Origin of the sequence: Lentzea sp. CA-135723 (genome assembly GCF_050936595.1) — a bacterium.
Classification (GTDB): domain Bacteria; phylum Actinomycetota; class Actinomycetes; order Mycobacteriales; family Pseudonocardiaceae; genus Lentzea.
This window is the reverse complement of sequence record NZ_JBNJMK010000001.1, coordinates 2,682,479-2,703,896: the sequence shown is the minus strand read 5'-3', so window position 1 is coordinate 2,703,896 and position 21,418 is coordinate 2,682,479. Positions and strand designations below refer to the sequence as shown.

Genomic DNA, 21,418 nt, shown 5'->3' with positions numbered 1-21,418 from the left:
CCTACGGTCTGCGGACACACCGGACCAGGGAGTTGGCGTGGCAGAAGTCGTTCTGACGGGGCTGGGCAAGGCCTACGGCGACGGCACCAGAGCGGTCACCGATCTCAACCTGGAGATCCGCGACGGGGAGTTCCTGGTGCTCGTGGGCCCGTCCGGCTGCGGCAAGACGACGGCGCTGCGGATGATCGCCGGACTCGAGCAGATCACCGAGGGCACGATCCACATCGGCGAGCAGGTCGTGAACGACGTGCCGTCCCGCGACCGCGACGTGGCGATGGTGTTCCAGTCGTACGCGCTCTACCCGCACCTCAACGTCTTCGACAACATCGCGTTCGGTCTCACCCTGCGCAAGCTGCCGAAGTCCGAGATCGACCACCGGGTGCGCGAGGTCGCGGCGGTGCTCGAACTGACCGAGCACCTCGGCCGCCTGCCGCGCAACCTCTCCGGCGGGCAACGGCAGCGCGTCGCGATGGGCAGGGCGATCGTGCGCGCGCCCCAGGCGTTCCTGATGGACGAGCCTCTGTCCAATCTGGACGCCAAGCTGCGCGTGCAGATGCGCGCGCAGATCGCCCGCATCCAGCGGGAGATCGGCGTGACCACGGTGTACGTCACGCACGACCAGACCGAGGCCATGACCCTGGGCGACCGCGTGGCCGTGATGCGCCGCGGTGTGCTGCAACAGGTCGGGCCGCCCCAGGAGCTCTACGACCGCCCGGTCAACCTGTTCGTCGCCGGGTTCATCGGCTCGCCGGGCATGAACCTGGTGTCCGCGAAGCTCAGCGAGGACGCCGAGGGCAGGTTCTGGGTCTCGCTCGACTCCGACGCGTTGCTGCTGCCGGAATCCGTGCTGCAGCAACGGCCGCGTCTCAAGCAGTACGTCGGCCGCGACGTCGTGGTCGGCATCCGCCCGGAGGACATGGAGGACACGGCGCTCGCCGACGCCCGCGAAGGCGAGATCCTGCACTCCGTGGCCGATCTGGTCGAGGCCATGGGCTCCGACGTCCTCGTGCACTTCCCGGTCGACGTCCCTCCGGTCGTCACCGACGACACGCGTGAGCTGGCGCAGGACGCCGGCACCGACGACCTGCCCACGGGCGGCAAGGGAACCGTGCTGGTCGGCCGGTTCAGCCCGCGCACCCGCATCTACGAAGGACAACCCGTCGCCGCCTGGGTGGACACGTCCCGGCTGCACTTCTTCGACCCGGCCACCGGGTCCTCGATCTGGAAGTAGGAGCTTCGATGAGGAAGCAGTGGATCGCGTTGCTCGCACTCGCCGCCGCCGCGTGCTCCGGAGGTGCGACGGGAGCCGGTCAGGACCTCGGTGGCCAGACCGTCGAGGTCGTCGGGCCGTGGACCGGGGACGAGCAGAAGAACTTCGAGCAGGTGCTCAAGGCGTTCGGCGACAGGACGGGCGCCGAGGTGAAGTACACACCCGCCGGTGACGAGCTGCCGACCGTGGTGCAGACCAGAATCTCCGGAGGCACACCACCGAACATCGCGCTCGTCGCCCAGCCCGGTCTGGTCGCGCAGTTCGCGAAGGCCGGGTCGCTCAAGCCGTTGAGCGCGGACGTCGAGAAAGCCGTCACCGAGCACAACGCCGGGGTGTGGAAGCAGCTCGGCAGCGTCGAGGGCAAGCTCTACGGCTTCACCTTCAAGACCGCCAACAAGTCAGCGTTCTGGTACAGCGAGAAGGCGTTCCAGCAGGTCGGTGCCACGCCGCCGGCCACGTGGGACGACCTGATCAAGGTCAGCAGGGCGATCTCCGAGACCGGTCTCGCGCCGGTGTCGGTCGGCGGCGCGGACGGCTGGACGCTCACCGACTGGTTCGAGAACGTCTACCTGCGCACCGCGGGGCCGGAGAACTACGACAAGCTCGCGAAGCACGAGATCCCGTGGACCGACCCGAGCGTGAAGAAGGCGTTGGAGGAACTGGCGAAGCTCTGGGGCGACCCCACGTTGATCGCCGCCGGCGCGCTGCAGACCGAGTTCCCGAAGTCCGTGATCAACGTCTTCGGTGAGCCTTCGAGCGCCGCCATGGTGTTCGAGGCGGACTTCGTGGCGAGCGTGATCACCACCAACACCAAGGCGAAGGTCGGCGAGGACGCCAAGTTCTTCCCGTTCCCCTCGGTCGCGGGCAGCAAGGACGCCGTGGTCGCCGGCGGTGACATGGCCGTGCAGTTCAAGGACGACAGGGCGACGACCGAGCTGATGAAGTTCCTGGCGTCACCCGAGTCCGGCAAGATCTGGGCCGAGCTCGGCGGGTTCCTCTCGCCCAACAAGGACATCCCGGAGACCGCGTACCCCGACGCCGTGACGCAGGACCTGGCGCAGCGGATCGTCGACGCGGGCGACAACGTCCGGTTCGACATGTCCGACCTGGCGCCCGCCGCGTTCGGCGGCACGAAGGGCGCGGGGGAGTGGAAGGACCTGCAGGACTTCCTGGCAGACCCGAAGAACGTCGACGGGATCATGGCGCGCCTGGAGGCCAACGCGGCCAAGGCCTACGCCGGATGATGCCCGGAAAGCGGAGGTTCAGCGCGAACGTGGACGCCGCGCCGGGGCGCTCGCCCCGGCAGGCGATCCCGTTCCTGCTGCCCGCACTGGTGGTGCTCGCGGCGCTGGTGCTGTACCCGCTGGTGTTCTCGCTGATCCGCAGCTTCTTCGACGCCACGGGTGACGAGTTCGTCGGCGTGCGCAACTACGTCGACACGTTCACCGACTCGCGGACGCTGACGGCGTTCCGCAACAACGTGATCTGGGTGGTCGTCGCACCGGCGGCGGTCACCGGGCTCGGCCTGGTCCTCGCGGTGCTGACCGAACGGATCAGGTGGGCGACGGCGTTCCGGCTGGTGCTGTTCATGCCGATGGCGATCTCGTTGTTCGCGTCGGGCGTGATCTTCCGGCTGGTGTACGCGCAGGAGCCGGAGGAGGGCGTCGTGAACGCGGCCATCGTCGGCGTGCACGACATCTTCAGCCCGGCCTCGCAGTACCCCGGCGCGCGGCCACGAGACGGTTATGCCGCAACGGATGCCGGGTTCGCGTCCATCCGCCCGGCGCGGGCGGGCGAGACGATCTCGGTGCCGCTCATCGGATATCCGCCGCAGGACGTGTCGGAGAAGGCGCTGCCCGCCTCGGTGCCGGCCGCGGGTCCCGGTGAGCTGCGCGGCGTGCTGTGGCTCGACGTGTCGCTGGGCGGGAAGGCGGGCACGGTCGACCCGACCGAACGCGGCCTGCCGGGCGTCGCGGTGGAGGCCGTGCGGGACGGGAAAGTGGTGGGGCGCACGACGACCGGGGACGACGGCCGGTTCACGTTCCCCGACCTGGGCGAGGCCGAGGTGACCGTGCGGCTCGCGAAGGAGAACTTCTCGCTGCCGTTCCGCGGGCTGACCTGGCTCGGGCCGTCGCTGATCACCCCGGTGATCATCTCGTCCTGGATCTGGATCATGACGGGCTTCGCGATCACGTTCATCGCGGCGGGGCTCTCGGCCATTCCCCGGGACGCGCTGGAGGCGGCGCGGGTCGACGGCGCGACGGAGTGGCAGGTGTTCCGGCGCGTCACGATCCCCTTGCTGTCACCGGTTCTGCTGGTGGTGTTCGTGACGTTGGTGATCAACGTGTTGAAGATCTTCGAGCTGGTGTTCGTCATCGCGCCGGGGTCGGTGCAGGGCGAGGCGAACGTGCTGGCGTTGCAGATGTGGCAGGTGTCGTTCGGCACCGGCGGCGACCAGGGGGCGGGCAGCGCGCTCGCGGTGATCCTGTTCCTGCTGGTGGCTCCGGCGATGCTGTTCAACATCCGCCGATTCCGACGGGAGCGGTCGTGACTGCTGTGGCCGACGAGGTCCGCATCGACGTGCCGGTGTCCGGCACGCCCCGGCGCGGTGTGCTGACGCGGGTGGTTTCGCGGCTGGGCAACGGTTTCGTGCAGGTTGTGCTGGCGCTGGTGGCGGTGTTCTGGCTGGTGCCGGTGTTCGGCCTGCTGATGGCGTCGCTGCGGGACGAGTCGGCGAACACCGCGAGCGGCTGGTGGACCGTCTTCACCAAGCCGGCCGAGCTGACCCTGGCGAACTACGCCGACCTGGTGGCGGACCGGGAGGTGTGGCAGTCGTTCCTCAACACGTTCTACATCGCCGTGCCCGCAACGGTTCTGGTCGTGGTGATGGCGTCGCTGGCGTCCTACGCGCTGGCGTGGATCGAGTTTCCCGGCCGGGAGACGGTGACGGTCGTCGTGGTCGGGCTGCTCGTCATGCCGATCCAGGTCGCGTTGATCCCGGTGGCGAAGCTGTTCGGCGCTCTGGGGCTGTTCGGCACGATCGCGGGGGTGGTGCTGTTCCACGTCGCGTTCGGGCTGCCGTTCGCCATCTTCCTGCTGCGCAACTTCTTCGCCGGCATCCCACGCGACCTGATCGAGGCCGCGCGGATGGACGGCGCGACGGAGTGGGTGATCTTCAAGCGGGTGATCCTGCCGGTCGCGAAGCCGGCGATCGCGTCACTGACGATCTTCCAGTTCCTGTGGGTGTGGAACGACCTGCTGGTGGCGCTGGTGTTCGCGGACCAGGACTCGGCGCCGATCACCGTGGCGCTGCGGGCGCAGCTCCGCCAGTTCGGCACCAACATCGACATGCTGTCGACCGGCGCGTTCCTGTCGATGGTCGTGCCGCTGGCGGTGTTCCTGGTGTTTCAGAAGTACTTCGTGCAGGGCGTGCTGGCCGGGTCTACGAAGTGACGGTGGCGAGGTCGCGGGTGGCGTAGCGCAGGTGCTCCCACTCCTCCTCGAGGATCGTGTGCAGGCACGCCAGGGTGGTCTCCTGGTGGTCCGGCGCCCACGGGTTCGCGCGGACGACGGCGAGGTCCTCCTCGGTGACGGTCGCGAGGAAGTCGCGGACCATCGCCACCCGGTCCGCCCGTGCGCGCAGCACCTCGGCGTACGGCGGGGTGCCGAACGTGAAGACCGCCATGTCGTGGCCGTCGGTCTCGTACTCGGCGTTCGGCATCCCCAGCGGGTGGTAGGGCTTCTCGACGCCGAGCACCGCGCCGCGCAGCCAGGTGTCGGTGGCCATGACCAGATGGCGGAGCGTCTCGGCGAACGACCACTCGCCGTCGACCGAGACGTCCTGCGCGCCCTCCGGCACCCGTTCCGTGATCGTGGCCCAGGCGGCTTCGACCTTCGCCCACGCCGCCCGCAGCCCGTCCGGGTCCTGCGCGCGGCGTTCGGACCGGCCGGGGAAGCGGCGGTCGAGCTCGGCCTCCACGAACGGCACGACGTCCACGCCGTTGACCAGGAGCGCGCTCTCACCGTCGAGCAGCCACGGCGCGTCGATGTCCGTGCCGCCGACGTCGACCGCCCGCATGACCACGCCGGAGAAGTTCGCGCGGGTGAACCGGGCACCGCGCAGGCTCACGTCGGTGAACGCCGCGCCGCGCAGGTCGTCGGGGAGGCTCATGGGGGTCCTTCCGGATCAGTCCGAGATGCTGCCCGACAGCCTGGCGGAGTTCGTGCTGCCCGGCGAGCCGCTGCCACTGGTCTGGGTGAGCAGGCGCCCGGCCGAGACACCCTTCGCGAGCACGGTGCCGCCCTCGTAGGACATCTCCAGCTTCCACTCGTGCTTGCCGCTCTTCTGCGGGAACTGGAGCGTCTTGTGCCAGGGCAGCGTCACCGACTTCTCCTCGGTGGCGGTCCCGTCGACGGTCAGCGTCAGCGTGGTGATCGTGGCCGTGCCCGTCACGTCCAGCGCGATCTCCGTCATCTCGGCGGCCGTGGTGGGCGCCGGGCTCTCCGACGGAGGTGCGGGGGTGCTGCCGCAGGCGCTGAGCAGTCCCGTGACGAGCAACGCGAGGACGAACCGTCGACTCATGCGTTCACCCTGGCAGAGCGGGTCCGGTACCGGTCCCGAACGGACCGGTTAGGACTGTCCGCACTGGACGTTCGTTCGGTCCTGAACGGACCGGTTACTCCGAACAGGCCTGTCATTAGCCCCTTCGTGGCGACGTAGGGTGACGTGATCACACGGGCTGCCTGCGGTTTTTCGGTGGGGCATCGGCGAAATCGCAACCGTGTGTGACAAGGCGCGCACGAGGAGAAGCATTCGGATGAACATCGAAACGGCGCTCAAAGAGGCGATGACCATCACGGGAGCGGTGGGTGTCGCGCTCGTGGACTACGACAGCGGGATGTCGCTCGGCTCGATCGGCGGCGGCGACTGGCTGAACCTGGAGGTGGCCGCGGCCGGCAACACGGAGGTCGTCCGGGCCAAGCAGCGGGTGATCTCCGCGCTGAACCTGAACGACGAGATCGAGGACATCCTGATCACGTTGCACCGCCAGTACCACCTGATCCGCCTGCTCTCCGGGGGCAAGCGCGGCAACGCGCTGTTCCTCTACCTCGTCCTGGACCGCGAGCGCGCGAACCTCGCACTCGCCAGGCACAGCCTCAGGGCCATCGAAGCCGACCTGACGGTGTGAACGACATGTCCACCCAGGCAGCGCAGAACTCCGGCGCGCTGCCCCTGCGCAGGCGCGGCGCGGCGAAGCCGGCACCGGCGATCGCGCGACAGGGAGCGGGTCACAACGCCAGGAGGATGACCGAGGCGCTGCAGACGATCCAGGACGACATCGACTCCATCTCGATCAACGGGGTGCTGGTCGCGACCCGCGACGGCCTGGTGCTGTGCGGGATCACGCGCGGCATCGAGGACGACGGCGTGGCCGCGATGGCCGCCGCCGCTGCGGGCCTCGCGACCCAGTTCACCTCGCAGGCGAGGGTCGGCAGCCCCAGGGCCGTGTTCTTCGAAGGGGAGTCCGGCCAGGTCGGCGTCTTCGGTGTGGACGAGGACACGCTGCTGGTCGTGCTCGGTGAACGGGACACGACGATGGGCATGTTCAACGTTCGCGCCAAGCAGGCGCTCGGCCTGCTGCACACGGCACTCGCGACGTCGTGAGACGGGAGGCCGGTCGCTCGGCGGCGACCGGCCTCCCTCGCGCGACCGTCAGGACGTGTGCGTGTCCGTGCCGTGGGCGAACGCGGCGGAACCCTGGTCGTGGCGCGGCTGTTGCTGGGCCTGCAAGGCGGGCAGGCTGCGGCCGAGGTCGTCGATCAGGAGGTCGGCGAGGTCGTGGGTGAACCCGTTGCGCACGACGATCCGGAGCACGGCCAGGTCCTCGCGGTGGGCGGGGAACGTGTAGGCGGGGACGAGCCAGCCGCGTTCCCGCAGAGCGGCCGAGACGTCGAACACGGAGAACCGGGTCTCGTCGTCGGCGACGGTGAAGGCGAACACGGGGAGCTGGTCGCCTCGGGTGAGCAGCCGGAACGGGCCGAGCGCCGCGATGCGATCGGCGAGGCTCGTCGCGACGTCCCGGCTGTAGTTCTGGACGCGGGTGTAGCCCTCGACCCCGAGTCGCAGGAACGAGTAGTACTGCGCGGCGACCTGGGCGCCGGGGCGGGAGAAGTTGAGGGCGAACGTGGGCATGTCGCCGCCGAGGTAGTTGACGTGGAACACGAGGTCCTCCGGCAGCGCGGCGGCGTCGCGCCAGAGCACCCAGCCGACGCCGGGGTAGACGAGCCCGTACTTGTGGCCCGAGGTGTTGATCGAGGCGACCCGCGGCAGCCGGAAGTCCCACTCCAGCCCGGGGTCGCAGAACGGGGCGATCATCGCGCCGGAAGCGCCGTCGACGTGCACCGGGATGTCCCAGCCGCGTTCGGTCCGCAGCGCGTCCAGCACCGCGCAGATCTCGGCGACGGGTTCGTAGCTGCCGTCGAAGGTCGACCCCAGGACGGCGACCACGCCGATGGTGTTCTCGTCGCAGTGCTCGGCGACCTGGTCCGCGGTGAGGTGGAACCGGTCGCCCTCCATCGGCACCAGCCGGCACTCGACGTCCCAGTAGTTCGCGAACTTCTCCCAGCAGACCTGCACGTTGACGCCCATGACCAGGTTCGGCCGGTCGGTGGGGAGCGAGGCCGCGCGGCGCCGGTGCTGCCAGCGGCGTTTCAGCGCGAGGCCGGCGAGCATGCACGCCTCGCTGGACCCCGTCGTGGAACAGCCGGTCGGCTGGTCCGCGTCGGGCGCGTGCCAGAGCGCGGCGAGCATCCGCACGCACCGCTGTTCCAGCTCGGCGGTGCGCGGGTACTCGTCCTTGTCGATCATGTTCTTGTCGACGCAGTCGGCCATCAGCCGCGCGGCCTGGGGCTCCATCCACGTGGTCACGAACGTGGCCAGGTTGAGCCGGGAGTTGCCGTCGAGCATCAGTTCGTCGTGCACCACCTGGTAGGCGGTGTCCGCGTCGAGCTCGCCTGCGGGCATCCGGTCGCGGGGGATGCCCCCTGGCTCGCGGAGGAACACGGGGTTCGCCTCGACGTGGCCCCTGCTGTGGCGGCGCGGGTCGGACGGATGGGTGAGCGGCACGCCCCCATTCTCGCGGTCCGCGGCGATCTCGCCACCGGACCAGGCGTCAGCGGTCGAGATCGGCCAGATCGAGCACGAACCGGTAGCGCACGTCGTTGCGCGCCAGGCGTTCCAGCGCGGTGCCGACCTCGCGGGACGGCACGACCTCGACGTCGGCCGTGATGCCGTGCTCGCCGCAGAACTCCAGCATCGCTGCGGTCTGGGCTCGTCCGCCGCTGCCCGACGAGCTGAGCTTCTTCCTGCCCTGCAACAGGTCCATCACGTCCACGGTGACCGTGCCGAGGTCGCCGACCTGGCTGAGCGTGCCGTCCACGGCCACGACGCCGAGGTACGGCTTGAGGTCGTGCGGCGCGGCGATGGTGTCGATGAGGACGTCGAACCGGTGGGCCGCGGCGGCGAGCTGCTGCTGGTCCGTCGTCACCAGCAGGTCGCGGGCACCGAGCTTCGCCGCGTCCGCCGCCTTGTCCGGGCTGCGGCTGAGGACCGTCACCTCGGCGCCGAGCGCGGCGGCGAGCTTGACGGCCAGGTGCCCGAGCCCACCGAGGCCCGCCACCGCGACGCTGGTGCCGGGTCCGACGTTCAACGCGCGCAACGGTTCCCACACCGTGATGCCCGCGCACAGCAGCGGCGCGGCGGCCGCCGGGTCCAGGCTCGCGGGCAGGGGATAGGCGAAGTCCTCGCGCACCACGTACTCGCGTGAGTAACCGCCCAGCGTCGTCGTGCCGTCGTGGCGGTCCTTGCCGCCGTAGGTGAGGGTCGGGAACTCCGCGCAGTAGTTCTCCTGGTCCCGCAGGCACATCGCGCACTCGCCGCACGAGTCGACGATGTTGCCCACCGCGACGGGATCTCCCGGGGCGAACCGCGTGACGGCGGGCCCGATCTCCGTGACGACGCCGGTGAACTCGTGGCCGGGGACCAGCGGACCGCCGTCGTGGGAGTTGAGGGCGTGCAGGTCCGTGTGGCAGACGCCGCAGAAGTCCACGCGCACCGCGACGTCGTCCGGTCGCAGGTCGCGGCGCTCGATCGGGGTCTCGCGCAGGCCGTCGTCGGTGGCCTGCCAGCCGGTGGTGGTGCGCATCGCTCTCCCAAACAGAACAGTTGGTTTGTTTCTTCGACCGTACCCCTCTCCGGCTCGAAAGCAAACCGACTGTTCTGTTGCTAGGGTCGCGCGCATGGCCGAGAAGCCCCTGACCGCGCGCGGCGCCGCCACCTGGGACCGCATCATCGAGGCGGCGACCGACGAGTTCGCCTCCCACGGGATCGCCGGCGCGCGCATCGAACGCGTCGTGGAGACGGCCCGCACCAACAAGGCGCAGCTCTACGCCTACTTCGGCAGCAAGGAAGGCCTGTTCGACGAGATCTTCTTCGCGTCGCTGGAACGGATCATGACGGTCGTCCCGATCGACGCGACGGACCTCGCGGACTGGGCGGTCCGGCTCTACGACGAGTACCTGCTCCGCCCCGACCTCATCCGGCTGGCCACCTGGACCCGGCTCGAACGCCGTCCAGCGGGGTACCTCGTCGCGGACGGCGACCGGATGGACGCGACCAAGCTGAGCGCGATCGCCGACGCGCAGGCCGCCGGTCTGGTGCGGGCGGGCGATCCGTTCGACGTGATGGCGATGGTCATCGCGATGTCGATGGCGTGGTCGCCGGTCAGCAACGTCTACGCGGCGACCGCCGAGGAGCCCGGCGAGGTGCACGACCAGCGGCGCGAGTTGCTCCGCGACGCCGTTCGGAGAGTCATCGCACCCTGAGCACGAGCTGCTCGAGATCCCGCTCGCCCTCGACGGTCTGCGCTCCCGCGGCGAGCGCGGCGCTCATGAGCCGTTGCGCGGCGGGCAGTGCGACCAGGGACGCCCACGCGTCGTTCTCCACGGCCAGCCCGGCGCCGAGATCGGCGGGCGGCAGGGCGCGCTTGGCCGCCGCGACCACGCCGTCGGCGAGCCCGGCGATGGTGCGCGCGACCCGGTCGACGTGCTGGTCCAGTTCGGCCGCGGGGACCGCCCGGTTGATCCAGCCGTAGGCGGCGGCGGTGCGCGCGTCGACGAGCTCGCCCGCGAGGACGAGCTCCAGCGCGCGGTGCCGGCCGACCCGGTCCAGCAGGTACTGTGTCGCCCCACCGCCGGGCGTGATGCCCATGAGCGCCTCGACCTGCCCGAGCCCCGCGGTCTCCTCGGCGGCGAACACCAGGTCCGCCGCGGCGACGAACTCCGCGCCACCACCCCTCGCCTTGCCGGCCAGCTTCACGATCGACACCTGCGGCTGGTGCCGCAGCAGCTCGCCGGTGGCCTGGAAGACGTTCACACCGTCCGGTGTGGACGCGGCGAGCTCTTCCAGGAGTTCGCGCTGGTCGAGGATGTGCATGTCCACGTGGGCCAGGAAGTACTCGGGGTTCGCGCTCTCGAAGACGACGACCTTCACCGCGGGGTCGTTCGCGATGCCGTTCAGCAGGTCGCGCAGCTCCCTCATCATCGTGGCGCCGAGGACGTTCACCGGAGGGTTGTCGAGGACGACCGTCAGCACGCCGTCCCGCAGGCCGGTGCGCAGGGTGGAGAAGTCGTCGAGGTTCATGTCAGCTCCGTCGTCTAGGTATTCAACGCATACCTAGGGTCAAATGCGGTGCTAACCTCGTCAAGAACGCACTTCAGGAACACCAGGGATGCTGGAGGACACCACCGTGGCTGAGCCCGACGTCGTCTTCAGCGCCGACTGCCCGAGCCGGCCGATCCTGGACCAGATCGCCGACAAGTGGTCGATGATGGCCATGGCGGTGTTGGAGAAACCGACTCGCTTCAACGAGTTGAAGCGCCGTCTCGACGGGGTGACGCAGCGGGTGCTGACGCAGACCCTGCGCCGCCTGGAGCGCAACGGCATGATCGTCCGCACGGTCCTGCCGACCTCCCCGGTCGGCGTCGTGTACTCCCTCACCCCCATGGGGGAGTCGTTGCGGGAGCCGTTCTGCCACCTCTACGGCTGGACCGTCGAGCACAGCGCGCGGATCCAGGACTGCCAGCGCGCCTACGACGAGAACCTGCTGCGACAGCAGGAAGGCGCGCTCGGCTGATCGGACGCAAGTTGTCCCGGTAACAATTTGATTGAGCCGATGAACCTGGCTGTACGTACTCCCGGTCATGCGCCGCTTGAACGAGGAGTCCGTATGACGCACCGCGTGACGGACAGACGGAAGTTTCGCCTGATCGCATCGTTGTCCGCGGTGGCCGTGGTCGCTGCGGGCACCGCGACGTACGCTTTCGCCGCGAAGAACGGCGAGCCTGCGCCGCTCAGCGCGTTCGTGCCCATCGAGAAGGTGGCGCAGAACGTCGTCGAGCCCAAGGTCGGCAAGGACGGCACCAGTGGTGTGTTCAGAGTCGACTGCGGCACCAACGAAGAAGGCAAGTTCAGCGCCGACAACCCGGTCGCCCAGCCAGGTCTGAAGCACGGCGCCCAGCACGTCCACGACTTCGTGGGCAACCAGGGGATCAGCGCCGAGTCGACCGACGAGAGCCTGCTCGACGCGGAAACCAGCTGCCGCAACGGGGACAGGTCGTCGTACTTCTGGCCGGTCGTGCGGATCAACCCCGCCGCCAACCCGCAGAACGTCGGCTCGAACCCGGACAAGATCAAGGACATGGGACCGGGCGAGGTCGCCTGCCCCGGTGTCGCGACCCGGCTGCCCGCCGTGCCGCAGCGCCTGCGCGACCAGATGATCCGCAGTCTTCAGCAGCTCGCCCAGCAGCTCCGCGAGGCCAACGACCGCGTGGCCAAGGCCCAGAACCCGGCCGACCCGAACTTCGTGAACAACACCGTCCTGGGTCCGTTGCGCGCCAAGCGTGCCGCCACCCTCGACGCCATGGCGAACGCCCTGGCCCGCCAGGGCCGCAAGCCGAACCTGAAGCCGCTGGCCGACTGCGACCTGCGCTGGGGCCACGGCAACCACGGTGGCGGCGGTGGCCACAGTGGACACTCGAAGCCGAAGAAGTTCGCCGCGGAAGGCATCTTCCAGCAGGCCGAGCAGAACAACGACCCGAAGCAGGACCTGCAGGACGCCGCGACGCCGACCATCAAGTGCCCGTCGGCACGTGAGGCGCTGCCCGGTGTGCCGGACGAGGCCCTGGACGAGGTCGACAACAACCTCAACCAGCTGGACAAGCAGATCGCCGAAGCCAACCAGCGCCTGGTCAAGTCCAAGGGCCAGGGTGGCGCGAACTTCATCGACAACGCGATTCTCGGGCCGCTGAAGGACAAGCGGGCCGCGACGCTGGACCGGATCGCGATCGCGATCGGCCGCAACGCCGAGAAGCCGAAGAACCTCGACCAGCTCGCGAAGTGCGGCCTCAACGAGGACGAGGGCAACGCCGGCGAGAACAACAACGGCGGCAACGAGAACAACGGCAACGGCAACAACAACGGCGGCAACAACGGCGGCAACAACAACGGCGGTAACAACAACGGGGGCAACAACAACGGTGGTGCGACGACCACCACCGCGCCTCCGGCCACCACCACCGCCCCGCCGGCCCCGCCGCTGGCCGCCCCCACCGGCAAGAACCTCGAACTGGTCGGCAACAACGGCAAGATCGTCCGCCCCGCCGAGGTGAAGCTCGAGTACCGCGGCAACGCGACCAGCAAGGTCACCGGCATGCCGCTGTTCCTCAAGATGGTCACCGGTGACGCCAAGCCCACCAGCCGCGGCCCGGCCAACGCCCGCGCGACGTGGACCTGCAGCGGCTTCGAGAACCGCCTGTCGGACAAGTACGTGATCTGCCCCAACGGCAGCAAGGTCATGCGAGTGCACGACTTCGCGGGTTGCTGGGACGGCCAGAACGCCGACAGCGCCAACCACCGCGACCACGTCCGCTTCGCCGACAAGCAGACCGGAGCCTGCCCGCAGGGCTTCAAGGCGATCCCGCAGCTGCGGATCAGCATCTCCTACAACATCGGCCGCGACGTCCAGCAGAAGGGCCAATACCAGCTGGACGCGTTCCCGGAGGAGGAGCACAACCCGTTCTCCGACCACAACGACTTCGCCAACGTCAACTCCGAGCAGACGATGGCCAAGATCGTGAAGTGCGTGAACGAGGGCCGCAAGTGCAAGGAATGACCGAAGCCTGACCCGACACGCGGGGAGCCTTCCCGGACCTCAAGTCCGAGAAGGCTCCCCCTTCGCGTTGCCGGGGCCGGGTTCTTGCCGGAGCCGCGCGGACAACGGGCGCGGTGTCGTTCCGCGGCGACTCTCCGGTCACTTGTCGCGCTGGGTCTTCACGGGTCCGGGGAAGAACATGTTGGTGGTGGCCTGGTAGCGCGCGTAGTCAGGACGCTTGCGCACGCTGTAGTACTCGGCCGGACGGGCGCCGGTGTGCTTGGTGAGCGTGACGTACAACGTCCACGACGCGAGGAACAGACCCAGTGCCAGCACCACCCACACCGGCAGCGCGGTGTCGCTGAACAGGCTCAGCAGCGAGGGCAGTGCGAGCAGCACCAGGGCGTTCCACTGCATCCACTGGAAGAAGTAGTTCGGGTGCCTGCTGTAGCGCCACAGCCCGGTGTCGCAGGTGCCGCGCGAGCCGCGGGCCGCGAACTGCTGCTTCTGCCTGTCCGCCACCGACTCCAGGACGTACGACGCGACCCACAGGGCGAGTGCCAGGACGGACCAGAACGACAGCGGTCGTCCCGCGTCGCCCGCCACGAGGAACGCGGGGACGGCCAGCACCGAGGCGTTCGCCAGGCCCTGCAACCAGATCTCGTACTGGACCGACCACGTCTCGTTGTGGAATCCCTGCCGCTCCCAGCGCCGCCGCTGGTACTGGTAGCGGGGCAGTTCCACCTTGGGCGCGCCGGGTTTCCACCAGCCGTGCTTCATCGTCAGCGCGATGCTCCACAGCCCCATCCGCAGTCCCATGGCGAGGTAGGCGATCGCGATCGCGGCCGTCACCGCGGTGAGTCTGTCCGCCGTGACCAGGGTGACGACGCCGATGCCCACCAGACCCCACGGCCAGGCCACGTCGACGTACGACACGTGGCGGGTGAGGTAGCCGGGGATCGCCGCGGCCAGTGTGAACAGCACGACCTGGACGAGCAGGTTCCACCCGGCGTAGCCGTTGGTGGCCGGCGCCAGCAGCAACGCGACTCCGACCAACGCGAACGGGAGCATGCTCGACAGCCTTGGCACGCGGTCCTCCTCGGCTCGGGGTGAGACATTGTGGTGCAATGTCTCAGATGAGACACTTTATACATGGTGTCTCACGCGGTGGCCAACGTGGACCTGACCACCGAGCCCGAGGTGGATCCGGTCATCGCGCACGCGCTGCGGCAGTTCCTGCGGGAGAGCCGCATCGACATGGGCGAGCTCGCGGTGTCGGCGGGCATCGGCCGGGCCACGCTCTACCGGCGGTTCGGCGACCGCGACCGCGTTCTCGGCGAGGTGTTGTGGGCCATCACGCACCGGGCGTGGGCGCGGCTGTGGCGGGCCAGTGCGGAACGGGGCATGGCGCGGGTGGTCTCGGTGCTGGACCAGGCGATGCGCGACACGGTGGCGTCGTCGGCGTTGCGGGTGCTGCTCGAACGCGACCCGGAGACCGCGTTGCGGGTGCTGACCTCGCAGCAGGGGGTGGTGCAGCACCGGCTCGTGAACGGGCTGGCGGGCCTCATCCGTGCCGAACGCGGTGAGGTGGCGGAGATCCCGGTGACCAAGCTGGCGTACGCCGTGGTGCGGCTCGCCGAGTCGTTCTGCTACTCCGACGTCATCACCGGGGCGCCGCCGGACATCGACACCGCCACCGAGATCATCCGCAAGCTCCTCGGCTGAGGTTCCCGCACGTCAGCACTGCTGGCGGCCGACTATGGTCTCTGCCATACTCCTGAATCCGGGAGGTGTGATGGGCGAGCCGGGCAGGCGGGGCACCAAGCAGCGCATGCTGGACAGCGCGGTGCAGCTGTTGCGCGAACGCGGTGCCGCAGGTGTCACGGTCGACGCGGTGCTGGCGCACAGCGGTGCGCCGCGCGGGTCCGTCTACCACCACTTCCCCGGCGGCCGGAACGAGATGGTGCAGTGCGCGGTCCGCCAGGCCGGGGACTACATCAGCGCGATGGTGCGCGAGTCGGCCGCCGAGGGCGACGTCCGGGTGATGCTGGAACGGCTGGTCGCCTTCTGGAAGCGGTCGTTGGTCAAGACCGACTACCGGGCGGGGTGTCCTGCGGCCGCGATGGCCATGGACAGCCGTGACATCGTGCCCGAGGCCGCGGACGTGGTGCGGGAGATCTTCGTGCGGTGGCAGGACGGGATCGCGGAGGCGTTGTCCGCCAACGGGTTTGCCGGTGGGCGTGCGCAGCGGCTGGCGACCGTGGTCGTGTCCGCTGTGGAGGGCGCGATCATCCTGTGCCGCGCGCAACGTGACCTGGGGCCGCTCGACGACGTGCTCGCCGAGATCGGGCCACTGCTGGAGCGACGAGACTAGGAGCCCCGACGTGTGGAAAGCCAGCGCCTGCATTCTCTGCGAGTGCAACTGCGGGATCGAGATCCTCGTCGGTGAGGACGGGCGGTCGTTCGACAAGATCCGCGGCGACAAGCTCCACCCCGCGTCCGCCGGGTACACGTGCAACAAGGCGTTGCGGCTCGACCTGCACCAGAACGGGAACACCGGGCGGATCACGCGGCCGTTGCGGCGGCGGGACGACGGTGGGTTCGAGGAGATCGACTGGGACACCGCGATCAGCGAGATCGCCGCCCGGCTGGGCGAGGTGCGCGACGCGTTCGGCGGGGAGACGATCTTCTACTACGGCGGCGGTGGGCAGGGGAACCACCTCGGTGGCGCGTACTCGCCCGCCACGCTCGCCGCGTTCGGGGCCAGGTACCGGTCTTCGGCGCTCGCGCAGGAGAAGACCGGCGAGTTCTGGGTGAGCGCGCGCATGCTCGGCAACATGACCCGCGCGGACTTCGAGCACTGCGAGGTCGCGCTGTTCGTGGGCAAGAACCCCTACCAGTCGCACGGGTTTCCGCGCGCCCGGTCGGTGCTGAAGGAGATCGGGAAGGACCCCGCGCGGGCGTTGGTCGTGATCGACCCGGTGCGCACGGAGACGGCGGAGCTCGCGGACTTCCACCTGCAGGTCCGGCCCGGCACCGACCTCTACCTGCTCACCGCGCTGGCCGCGGTGCTGGTGCAGGAGGACCTCGTCGCCGCCGACTGGCTCGCCGCGCACGCCGACGGCCTCGACGCCGTCACCGCGGTGCTGCGGCAGGTGCCGGTGGGGGAGTACTGCGCTGTCGCGGACGTCGACGAGGCGCTGGTGCGGGCGGTGGCCGCGCGGATCGCCGCCGCGGACTCCGTGGCCGTGTTCGAGGACCTCGGGGTCCAGATGAACCGCGACTCCACGCTGGTGAGCTACGTCGAGAAGCTGATCTGGCTGCTCACCGGCAACTTCGGCAAGCGCGGCGCCCAGTACGTGCCGTCCAGCCTGGTGCCGATCGGGCGCGACCGCGGGCACGCCGGGGACGAGGGGCCGCGCAGCCCGGTCGCGGGGGCGCGGATCATCACCGGGCTGGTGCCGTGCAACGTGATCGCCGAGGAGATCCTCACCGACCACCCGAAGCGCTACCGGGCGATGCTGGTCGAGAGCGCGAACCCCGCGCACTCGCTGGCCGACTCGGCGCGTATGCGGGAGGCGCTCGCCGCGCTGGAGCTCGTGGTCGTCATCGACGTCGCGATGACCGAGACCGCGCGGCTGGCCGATTACGTGCTGCCCGCGCCGACGCAGTTCGAGAAGTTCGAGGCCACGTTCTTCAACTTCGACTTCCCGCGCAACGTCTTCCACCTGCGGCACCCGGTGGTGGCCGCGCCGGAGGGCGTCCTGGGCGAGCCGGAGATCCACGCGCGGCTGGTGGAGGCGTCCGGCGCGCTCACCGAGGCCGACTACGCACCTCTGCGCGCGGCCGCGGCGGCCGGGCGCGCGCAGTTCGCCCAGGCGTTCCTCGGCGTGCTCGCGGACCCGGCGAAGCGGCGGTTCGCGTCCGTCCTGCTGTACCGCACGCTCGGCCCGACGTTGCCGCACGACGCCTCGGCGGCCGCGGTGCTGTGGATGGCCGCGCACGACTGCGCCCGCAAGAACCCGGCCGGCGTCGAGAAGGCCGGGTACGGCACGGGGCTGGAGGCGGGGGAGCGGCTCTTCGAGGCGATCGTCGACGGCGCGCACGGCGTGCACATCACCGACGACGAGTACGACGCGTCGTGGGGGCGGATCTCCGGCGACCGCGTCCACCTCGACGTGCCGGAACTGCTCGCCGCCGTGGCCGCGCTGAGCGAACGGCCTGTGCCGCACCAGGATCCGGACTGGCCGTTCGTGCTCTCCGCGGGCGAACGCCGGGCCTTCACCGCCAACACGATCATGCGGGACCCGAGCTGGCGGCGCCGCGACCAGGAGGGCCGCCTGCGGATGAGCGTCGCCGACGCGACCCGGCTGGGCGTCACGACCGGCGACCGGGTCCGGCTCACCACCCGCCGCGGCAGCGCGGAGGTGGCGGTGGACACGACGGACACCATGCGCACCGGTCACATCTCGCTCCCCAACGGCCTCGGCCTCACGGTGAACGAGCGCACGGGCGTCGCGCCCAACGAGCTCACCGCCGCCGAGGACCGCGACGAGTGGGCGGGCACGCCGTGGCACAAGCACGTGCCGGCGCGGCTCGAACGGCTCACGACAGCTTGACCTCCAACGCCGTGGCCAGCCAGCACAGGTCCACAGTGGAGTCCGGCGCGCCCTGACGGCCCTGCACGCGACCGACGAGCACGCGATAGCGTTCCGCGCGCGCGTCGATCCCGGCCCGCAGCGAGGCCAGCACCGCGGAGAGGTCGGTGCCGCCGAACGTGGTGCTGATCAGCTCCGCGGCGGCCGCGCTGTCGGGCTCGACGCCCTCCTGCCTGGCCTGCGCCACGGTGTTCACGACCTGCCGAGCCCACCAGATGTTCGCGCCTGGCGGCTTCTTCTGCTCGGGAGTGGGTGTGTTGAGCTCGAGGAACGTGCCCAGCCGGGTGCGGAAGTCCGGGTCCTGCAGCAGTTCCGCCAGCTCGATCCAGGCATCGACCTGGTCGGGGGTGGGGTCCTCTGGCAGGTCGATGCGCAGGGCCTGCACCCGTTCGCGCAACGCGGGCTCGACGTCGAGCCTGCCGAACACCTCCGCCTTGAACTCGTCGATGATCTGCGCCCGCTCGGCGGCCGACAGCCGTGCCAACCTGTTCATCAGTGCGGTCTCCTCCAGCGTCGATCCACGGTGCGCCACAGTGGACAGAACGGCACGGCTCACCTTGAGGGCGCGGATCTGCGCGTCGATCGCGGCCACGTGCGCCACGGCGACGTCGGCGACCGTGTCCTCGCGGTCGAGCACCCGGCGCACGTCGTCGAGCCCGAGACCCAGCTCCCGCAACGTGCGGATGAGCTCGACCCGCGCCACCCCGGCGGCGTCGAACAGCCGGTAACCGCCGGCTGAGCGACCGGCCGGCGCGATGACCCCCTCGTTCGACCAGAACCGCAGCGTCCGCGCGGGCAGACCCGTGCGGCGCGCGAGCTCGCCGATGGTGAGGAGGCCGGTGCGTTCGTCCATGAGAGCAATCCTCAACGTTGCAGCCGCTGGAAGGTCAAGCGAGAACTTTCAGGGGGCGAGCGCGCGCTTGAAATCGGGGCAGTCGACCAGCGGTTCGTGGGTGCAGGTCGCCGCGTGGTCGAGGCTCGCGCGCATCCGTTGCAGGCGGGCGATGTCCTCGTCGAGCAACCGGGCCTTCGCGGCCATGCCGGCACGGGCGGCCTCGTCTCCCGGCGTGGCGACCAGGAACCGGCTGATCTCCGCGATGGTGAACCCGGCCCGGCGGGCGCAGGTGATCATCGTCAGCCGGGAGAGCACCTCGGGGTCGTAGGTGCGGCGCAACCCGTTGCGGCCGCTGGAAGCGAGCAGGCCCTTCTTCTCGTAGAACCGCAGGGCGGACGGTGCCAGCCCCGACTTCTCCGCTACCTCGGCGATGTCCAGCGCGGTGCCGACCCTAGCGGCTTGACTTGAACCGCGTTTCAAGTCGCACGATCACCGCCATGCGACTCCACCACCTGAACTGCGGCTCGATGCGCCCGATCGCGCCCACCCGCCACGGCCTGCCCACCGCGCCCGTCGTGAACCACTGCCTGCTGGCCGAGACGGACGACGGTCTCGTCCTCGTGGAGACCGGACTGGGCCTCGACGACGTCCGCGACCCGTCGGGCTCGCTCGACGACGGCTGGGTGGCGATGGTCGAACCGGCGCTGGCAGCCGAGGAGACCGCCGTGCGCCAGGTCGAAGGCCTGGGTTTCGCGCCCGCGGACGTCCGGCACGTCATCGTCACGCACCTGGACGTGGACCACTGCGGAGGACTGCCCGACTTCCCCGAAGCCGCCGTCCACGTCCTGGCGGCGGAGCTGGACGCGGCGCTGCGCGAGGCCCCGAGCCGCCGCTACCGCCCGGCCCATTGGGCACACGGTCCACAGTGGACGACCTACGAGGCCGCGAACGACCGGTGGTTCGGGCTCGACGCCATCCAGCCCAAAGGCCTGTCCGAGGCCTTCAAGCTGGTGCCGCTGGCCGGCCACAGCGCGGGTCACACCGGCGTGGCGGTGCACGACGGCGACAGGTGGTTCCTGCACTGCGGGGATGCCTACTACTACCACCGGGAACTCGACGAGAACCCCGAACCGCACCCCGTGCTCGACGTCGTGCAGACCGGGTCCGAAGTCGACCACGGCGACCGGGTCGGCACGCAGTCAGCGCTCCGGACTCTCGCGCGCGACCACGCGGCCGAGGTCACGCTCTTCAGCGCCCACGACCCGTGGGAGTTCGCCAGGCTGAAGAACGCCCTCTAGCCCGGTGGGTTCTTGCAGTCGCTGCGCGTTCGCCGGTTACGTCGCGCCGTGCCGAAGCGAGTACATGGTGTGGACGAGACTCTTCTGCGCGACGCACTGCAGAGCCAGGAGCGCGGCGTTCGGAACCGGCGACGGCTCCGCCTGGTGGCGGCCGGCCTGGTGGTGCTGGCAACCGCCGGAGCCGGGTGGCAACTGGTTGCGCTGGACGCGGTGCCATCCTGGGCGTTCGTGGCCCGGTGGTGGCCCGCGGCGACGGCAGGCGTGGCTCTGGCGACTGCCGTTGTCCTCTGGTCGCGCACCCGGCGTCACCCGGCCGGCCCGGCGGCCGGACCTGAGGGCCGCTGGTCCCGGATCGGCGGGGTGGTCACCACGATCACCGCGATCGGCGCGCTGGTGTTCACCGCGCTCTCGCTGGCGGCCACCAGGGACCAGATCGACGTGGCACGGCAGGGACAGCTCACCGACCGGTTCACCCGCGCCGTCGACCAGCTGGGCTCGGAGGGCCCCGCGAACGTGCACCGGCGGCTCGGCGGGATCTACGCCCTGGAACGGATCGCGGTCGACTCACCACGGGATCAGGCGACGATGGTCGAGGTGCTGTCCGCGTTCGTCCGCTCCAGCAGCCGGCGCGTCAAAGGCGAGGCGTGCCCGCCGACGCCGGCGGACGTGACGGCCGCCTTCACGGTGCTGACCCGCCGCGACGTCGGCCGCGATCCCGAGCGCATGGTGATCGACCTGCGCGAGGTGTGCCTGCGGGACGTGCGGGTGGTGAACGGCGACCTGACCGGCATGTCGCTGCTCGGCGCGGATCTCACCGCGGCGAACCTGAACCGCACACGCTTCGGGCTCACCACGCTGTCCAACGCCACCCTGGTCGACGCGTCCCTGTACGGAGCCGATCTGACCGACGGTTTCGTCTTCTTCGAGGACGCGGACCTCACCCGAGCCCAGCTCGACAGCGCCGAGCTGGGCGGTGCGGACTTCTCCGGCTCGACCATGACCGGGGTGGACCTCAGGTCGGCGGACCTTGGCTACGCCGACTTCTCCGGCGCCGATCTCACCGGCGCCCTGCACAACGCCGACACCAGGCAGGGCAGTGCGAAGAAGGACTCCTCGACGGTCGGCGCCTGGTGGTGAGACGACCCGAG

At 70.0% G+C, this 21,418-nt stretch carries 22 protein-coding genes; 14 read left to right on the top strand and 8 right to left on the bottom strand.

The window, feature by feature from the left end; all coding sequences use genetic code 11:
• The first annotated feature begins 37 nt into the window (after positions 1-37).
• Genes ACQEU1_RS11365 through ACQEU1_RS11350 form a run of 4 tightly spaced genes read left to right on the top strand, consistent with a single transcriptional unit; the run spans position 38 to position 4,723 of the window.
• The gene (locus tag ACQEU1_RS11365) at positions 38-1,231 is read left to right on the top strand and encodes an ABC transporter ATP-binding protein (RefSeq protein WP_433199127.1); all 1,194 of its coding nucleotides are present in this window, start codon (positions 38-40) and stop codon (positions 1,229-1,231) included.
• Positions 1,232-1,239: 8 nt separating this feature from the next.
• A complete protein-coding gene (locus ACQEU1_RS11360) occupies positions 1,240-2,514 on the top strand; it encodes an ABC transporter substrate-binding protein (protein ID WP_433199125.1) in 1,275 nt (424 codons plus the stop codon).
• Positions 2,515-2,543: 29 nt separating this feature from the next.
• Positions 2,544-3,821 carry an ABC transporter permease subunit gene (locus tag ACQEU1_RS11355; protein WP_433199123.1) on the top strand — a complete coding sequence of 426 codons (1,278 nt, stop codon included), beginning with the start codon at positions 2,544-2,546 and terminating at the stop codon, positions 3,819-3,821.
• Positions 3,818-4,723 (top strand): carbohydrate ABC transporter permease, encoded by a 906-nt coding sequence (locus tag ACQEU1_RS11350; protein ID WP_433199121.1) that lies wholly within the window; start codon positions 3,818-3,820, stop codon positions 4,721-4,723. Before ACQEU1_RS11355 ends, ACQEU1_RS11350 begins: the two co-directional genes overlap by 4 nt.
• Here ACQEU1_RS11350 and ACQEU1_RS11345 read toward each other — a convergent pair.
• Both ACQEU1_RS11345 and ACQEU1_RS11340 read right to left on the bottom strand, forming a co-directional pair.
• Positions 4,713-5,441: a DinB family protein gene (locus ACQEU1_RS11345; RefSeq protein WP_433199119.1), complete on the bottom strand. Its 729-nt coding sequence runs from the start codon at positions 5,439-5,441 to the stop codon at positions 4,713-4,715. The genes ACQEU1_RS11350 and ACQEU1_RS11345 overlap by 11 nt on opposite strands.
• A gap of 15 nt (positions 5,442-5,456) precedes the next feature.
• Complete coding sequence (locus ACQEU1_RS11340; protein WP_433199117.1) at positions 5,457-5,852, bottom strand: hypothetical protein; 396 nt, start codon at positions 5,850-5,852, stop codon at positions 5,457-5,459.
• 235 nt (positions 5,853-6,087) lie between these two features.
• On the opposite strand from ACQEU1_RS11340, the gene ACQEU1_RS11335 reads away from it, so the two are divergent.
• Positions 6,088-6,459, top strand: coding sequence for a hypothetical protein (locus ACQEU1_RS11335; protein WP_433199115.1), 372 nt, complete (start codon positions 6,088-6,090; stop codon positions 6,457-6,459).
• Between the two features lie 5 nt (positions 6,460-6,464).
• Positions 6,465-6,935, top strand: a complete 471-nt coding sequence (locus ACQEU1_RS11330; protein ID WP_433199113.1) for a roadblock/LC7 domain-containing protein — start codon at positions 6,465-6,467, stop codon at positions 6,933-6,935.
• 48 nt (positions 6,936-6,983) lie between these two features.
• Here ACQEU1_RS11330 and ACQEU1_RS11325 read toward each other — a convergent pair whose 3' ends face one another.
• Both ACQEU1_RS11325 and ACQEU1_RS11320 read right to left on the bottom strand, forming a co-directional pair.
• The gene (locus tag ACQEU1_RS11325) at positions 6,984-8,396 is read right to left on the bottom strand and encodes a glutamate decarboxylase (protein WP_433199111.1); all 1,413 of its coding nucleotides are present in this window, start codon (positions 8,394-8,396) and stop codon (positions 6,984-6,986) included.
• Positions 8,397-8,442: 46 nt separating this feature from the next.
• On the bottom strand, positions 8,443-9,474 hold the full coding sequence (locus ACQEU1_RS11320; RefSeq protein WP_433199109.1) for an NAD(P)-dependent alcohol dehydrogenase: 1,032 nt from the start codon (positions 9,472-9,474) through the stop codon (positions 8,443-8,445).
• Between the two features lie 94 nt (positions 9,475-9,568).
• On the opposite strand from ACQEU1_RS11320, the gene ACQEU1_RS11315 reads away from it, so the two are divergent.
• Positions 9,569-10,153, top strand: a complete 585-nt coding sequence (locus ACQEU1_RS11315) for a TetR family transcriptional regulator (protein WP_433199107.1) — start codon at positions 9,569-9,571, stop codon at positions 10,151-10,153.
• Here the strand turns inward: ACQEU1_RS11315 and ACQEU1_RS11310 are convergent.
• On the bottom strand, positions 10,140-10,970 hold the full coding sequence (locus ACQEU1_RS11310; RefSeq protein WP_433199105.1) for an enoyl-CoA hydratase/isomerase family protein: 831 nt from the start codon (positions 10,968-10,970) through the stop codon (positions 10,140-10,142). The genes ACQEU1_RS11315 and ACQEU1_RS11310 overlap by 14 nt on opposite strands.
• A gap of 106 nt (positions 10,971-11,076) precedes the next feature.
• Here ACQEU1_RS11310 and ACQEU1_RS11305 point away from each other — a divergent pair, with 106 nt between their 5' ends.
• Complete coding sequence (locus ACQEU1_RS11305) at positions 11,077-11,463, top strand: winged helix-turn-helix transcriptional regulator (protein WP_433199103.1); 387 nt, start codon at positions 11,077-11,079, stop codon at positions 11,461-11,463.
• A gap of 150 nt (positions 11,464-11,613) precedes the next feature.
• Entirely contained in the window at positions 11,614-13,500 is a 1,887-nt protein-coding gene (locus tag ACQEU1_RS11300; RefSeq protein ID WP_433199101.1) for a DUF1996 domain-containing protein, read from the top strand.
• Positions 13,501-13,638: 138 nt separating this feature from the next.
• Here ACQEU1_RS11300 and ACQEU1_RS11295 read toward each other — a convergent pair whose 3' ends face one another.
• Complete coding sequence (locus ACQEU1_RS11295) at positions 13,639-14,568, bottom strand: DUF1295 domain-containing protein (RefSeq protein WP_433199099.1); 930 nt, start codon at positions 14,566-14,568, stop codon at positions 13,639-13,641.
• 63 nt (positions 14,569-14,631) lie between these two features.
• On the opposite strand from ACQEU1_RS11295, the gene ACQEU1_RS11290 reads away from it, so the two are divergent.
• The 3 genes from ACQEU1_RS11290 (at position 14,632) to ACQEU1_RS11280 (ending at position 18,098) form a co-directional block, all read left to right on the top strand.
• Entirely contained in the window at positions 14,632-15,204 is a 573-nt protein-coding gene (locus tag ACQEU1_RS11290; RefSeq protein WP_433199097.1) for a QsdR family transcriptional regulator, read from the top strand.
• 70 nt (positions 15,205-15,274) lie between these two features.
• Positions 15,275-15,853, top strand: a complete 579-nt coding sequence (locus ACQEU1_RS11285; RefSeq protein WP_433199095.1) for a TetR/AcrR family transcriptional regulator — start codon at positions 15,275-15,277, stop codon at positions 15,851-15,853.
• A 10-nt stretch (positions 15,854-15,863) separates the two neighbouring features.
• Positions 15,864-18,098 carry a molybdopterin-dependent oxidoreductase gene (locus ACQEU1_RS11280; protein WP_433199093.1) on the top strand — a complete coding sequence of 745 codons (2,235 nt, stop codon included), beginning with the start codon at positions 15,864-15,866 and terminating at the stop codon, positions 18,096-18,098.
• Here the strand turns inward: ACQEU1_RS11280 and ACQEU1_RS11275 are convergent.
• Together ACQEU1_RS11275 and ACQEU1_RS11270 are read right to left on the bottom strand one after the other, a co-directional pair.
• Positions 18,085-18,990, bottom strand: a complete 906-nt coding sequence (locus tag ACQEU1_RS11275; RefSeq protein ID WP_433199091.1) for a MerR family transcriptional regulator — start codon at positions 18,988-18,990, stop codon at positions 18,085-18,087. The two genes, ACQEU1_RS11280 and ACQEU1_RS11275, sit on opposite strands and share 14 nt — an antisense overlap.
• A gap of 48 nt (positions 18,991-19,038) precedes the next feature.
• Complete coding sequence (locus tag ACQEU1_RS11270; protein WP_433199089.1) at positions 19,039-19,452, bottom strand: MerR family transcriptional regulator; 414 nt, start codon at positions 19,450-19,452, stop codon at positions 19,039-19,041.
• A gap of 17 nt (positions 19,453-19,469) precedes the next feature.
• Between ACQEU1_RS11270 and ACQEU1_RS11265 the strand changes: the two genes are divergently transcribed.
• Together ACQEU1_RS11265 and ACQEU1_RS11260 are read left to right on the top strand one after the other, a co-directional pair.
• Entirely contained in the window at positions 19,470-20,270 is an 801-nt protein-coding gene (locus tag ACQEU1_RS11265) for an MBL fold metallo-hydrolase (RefSeq protein ID WP_433199087.1), read from the top strand.
• Positions 20,271-20,339: 69 nt separating this feature from the next.
• Positions 20,340-21,407, top strand: a complete 1,068-nt coding sequence (locus ACQEU1_RS11260; RefSeq protein WP_433199084.1) for a pentapeptide repeat-containing protein — start codon at positions 20,340-20,342, stop codon at positions 21,405-21,407.
• Positions 21,408-21,418: the final 11 nt, after the last annotated feature.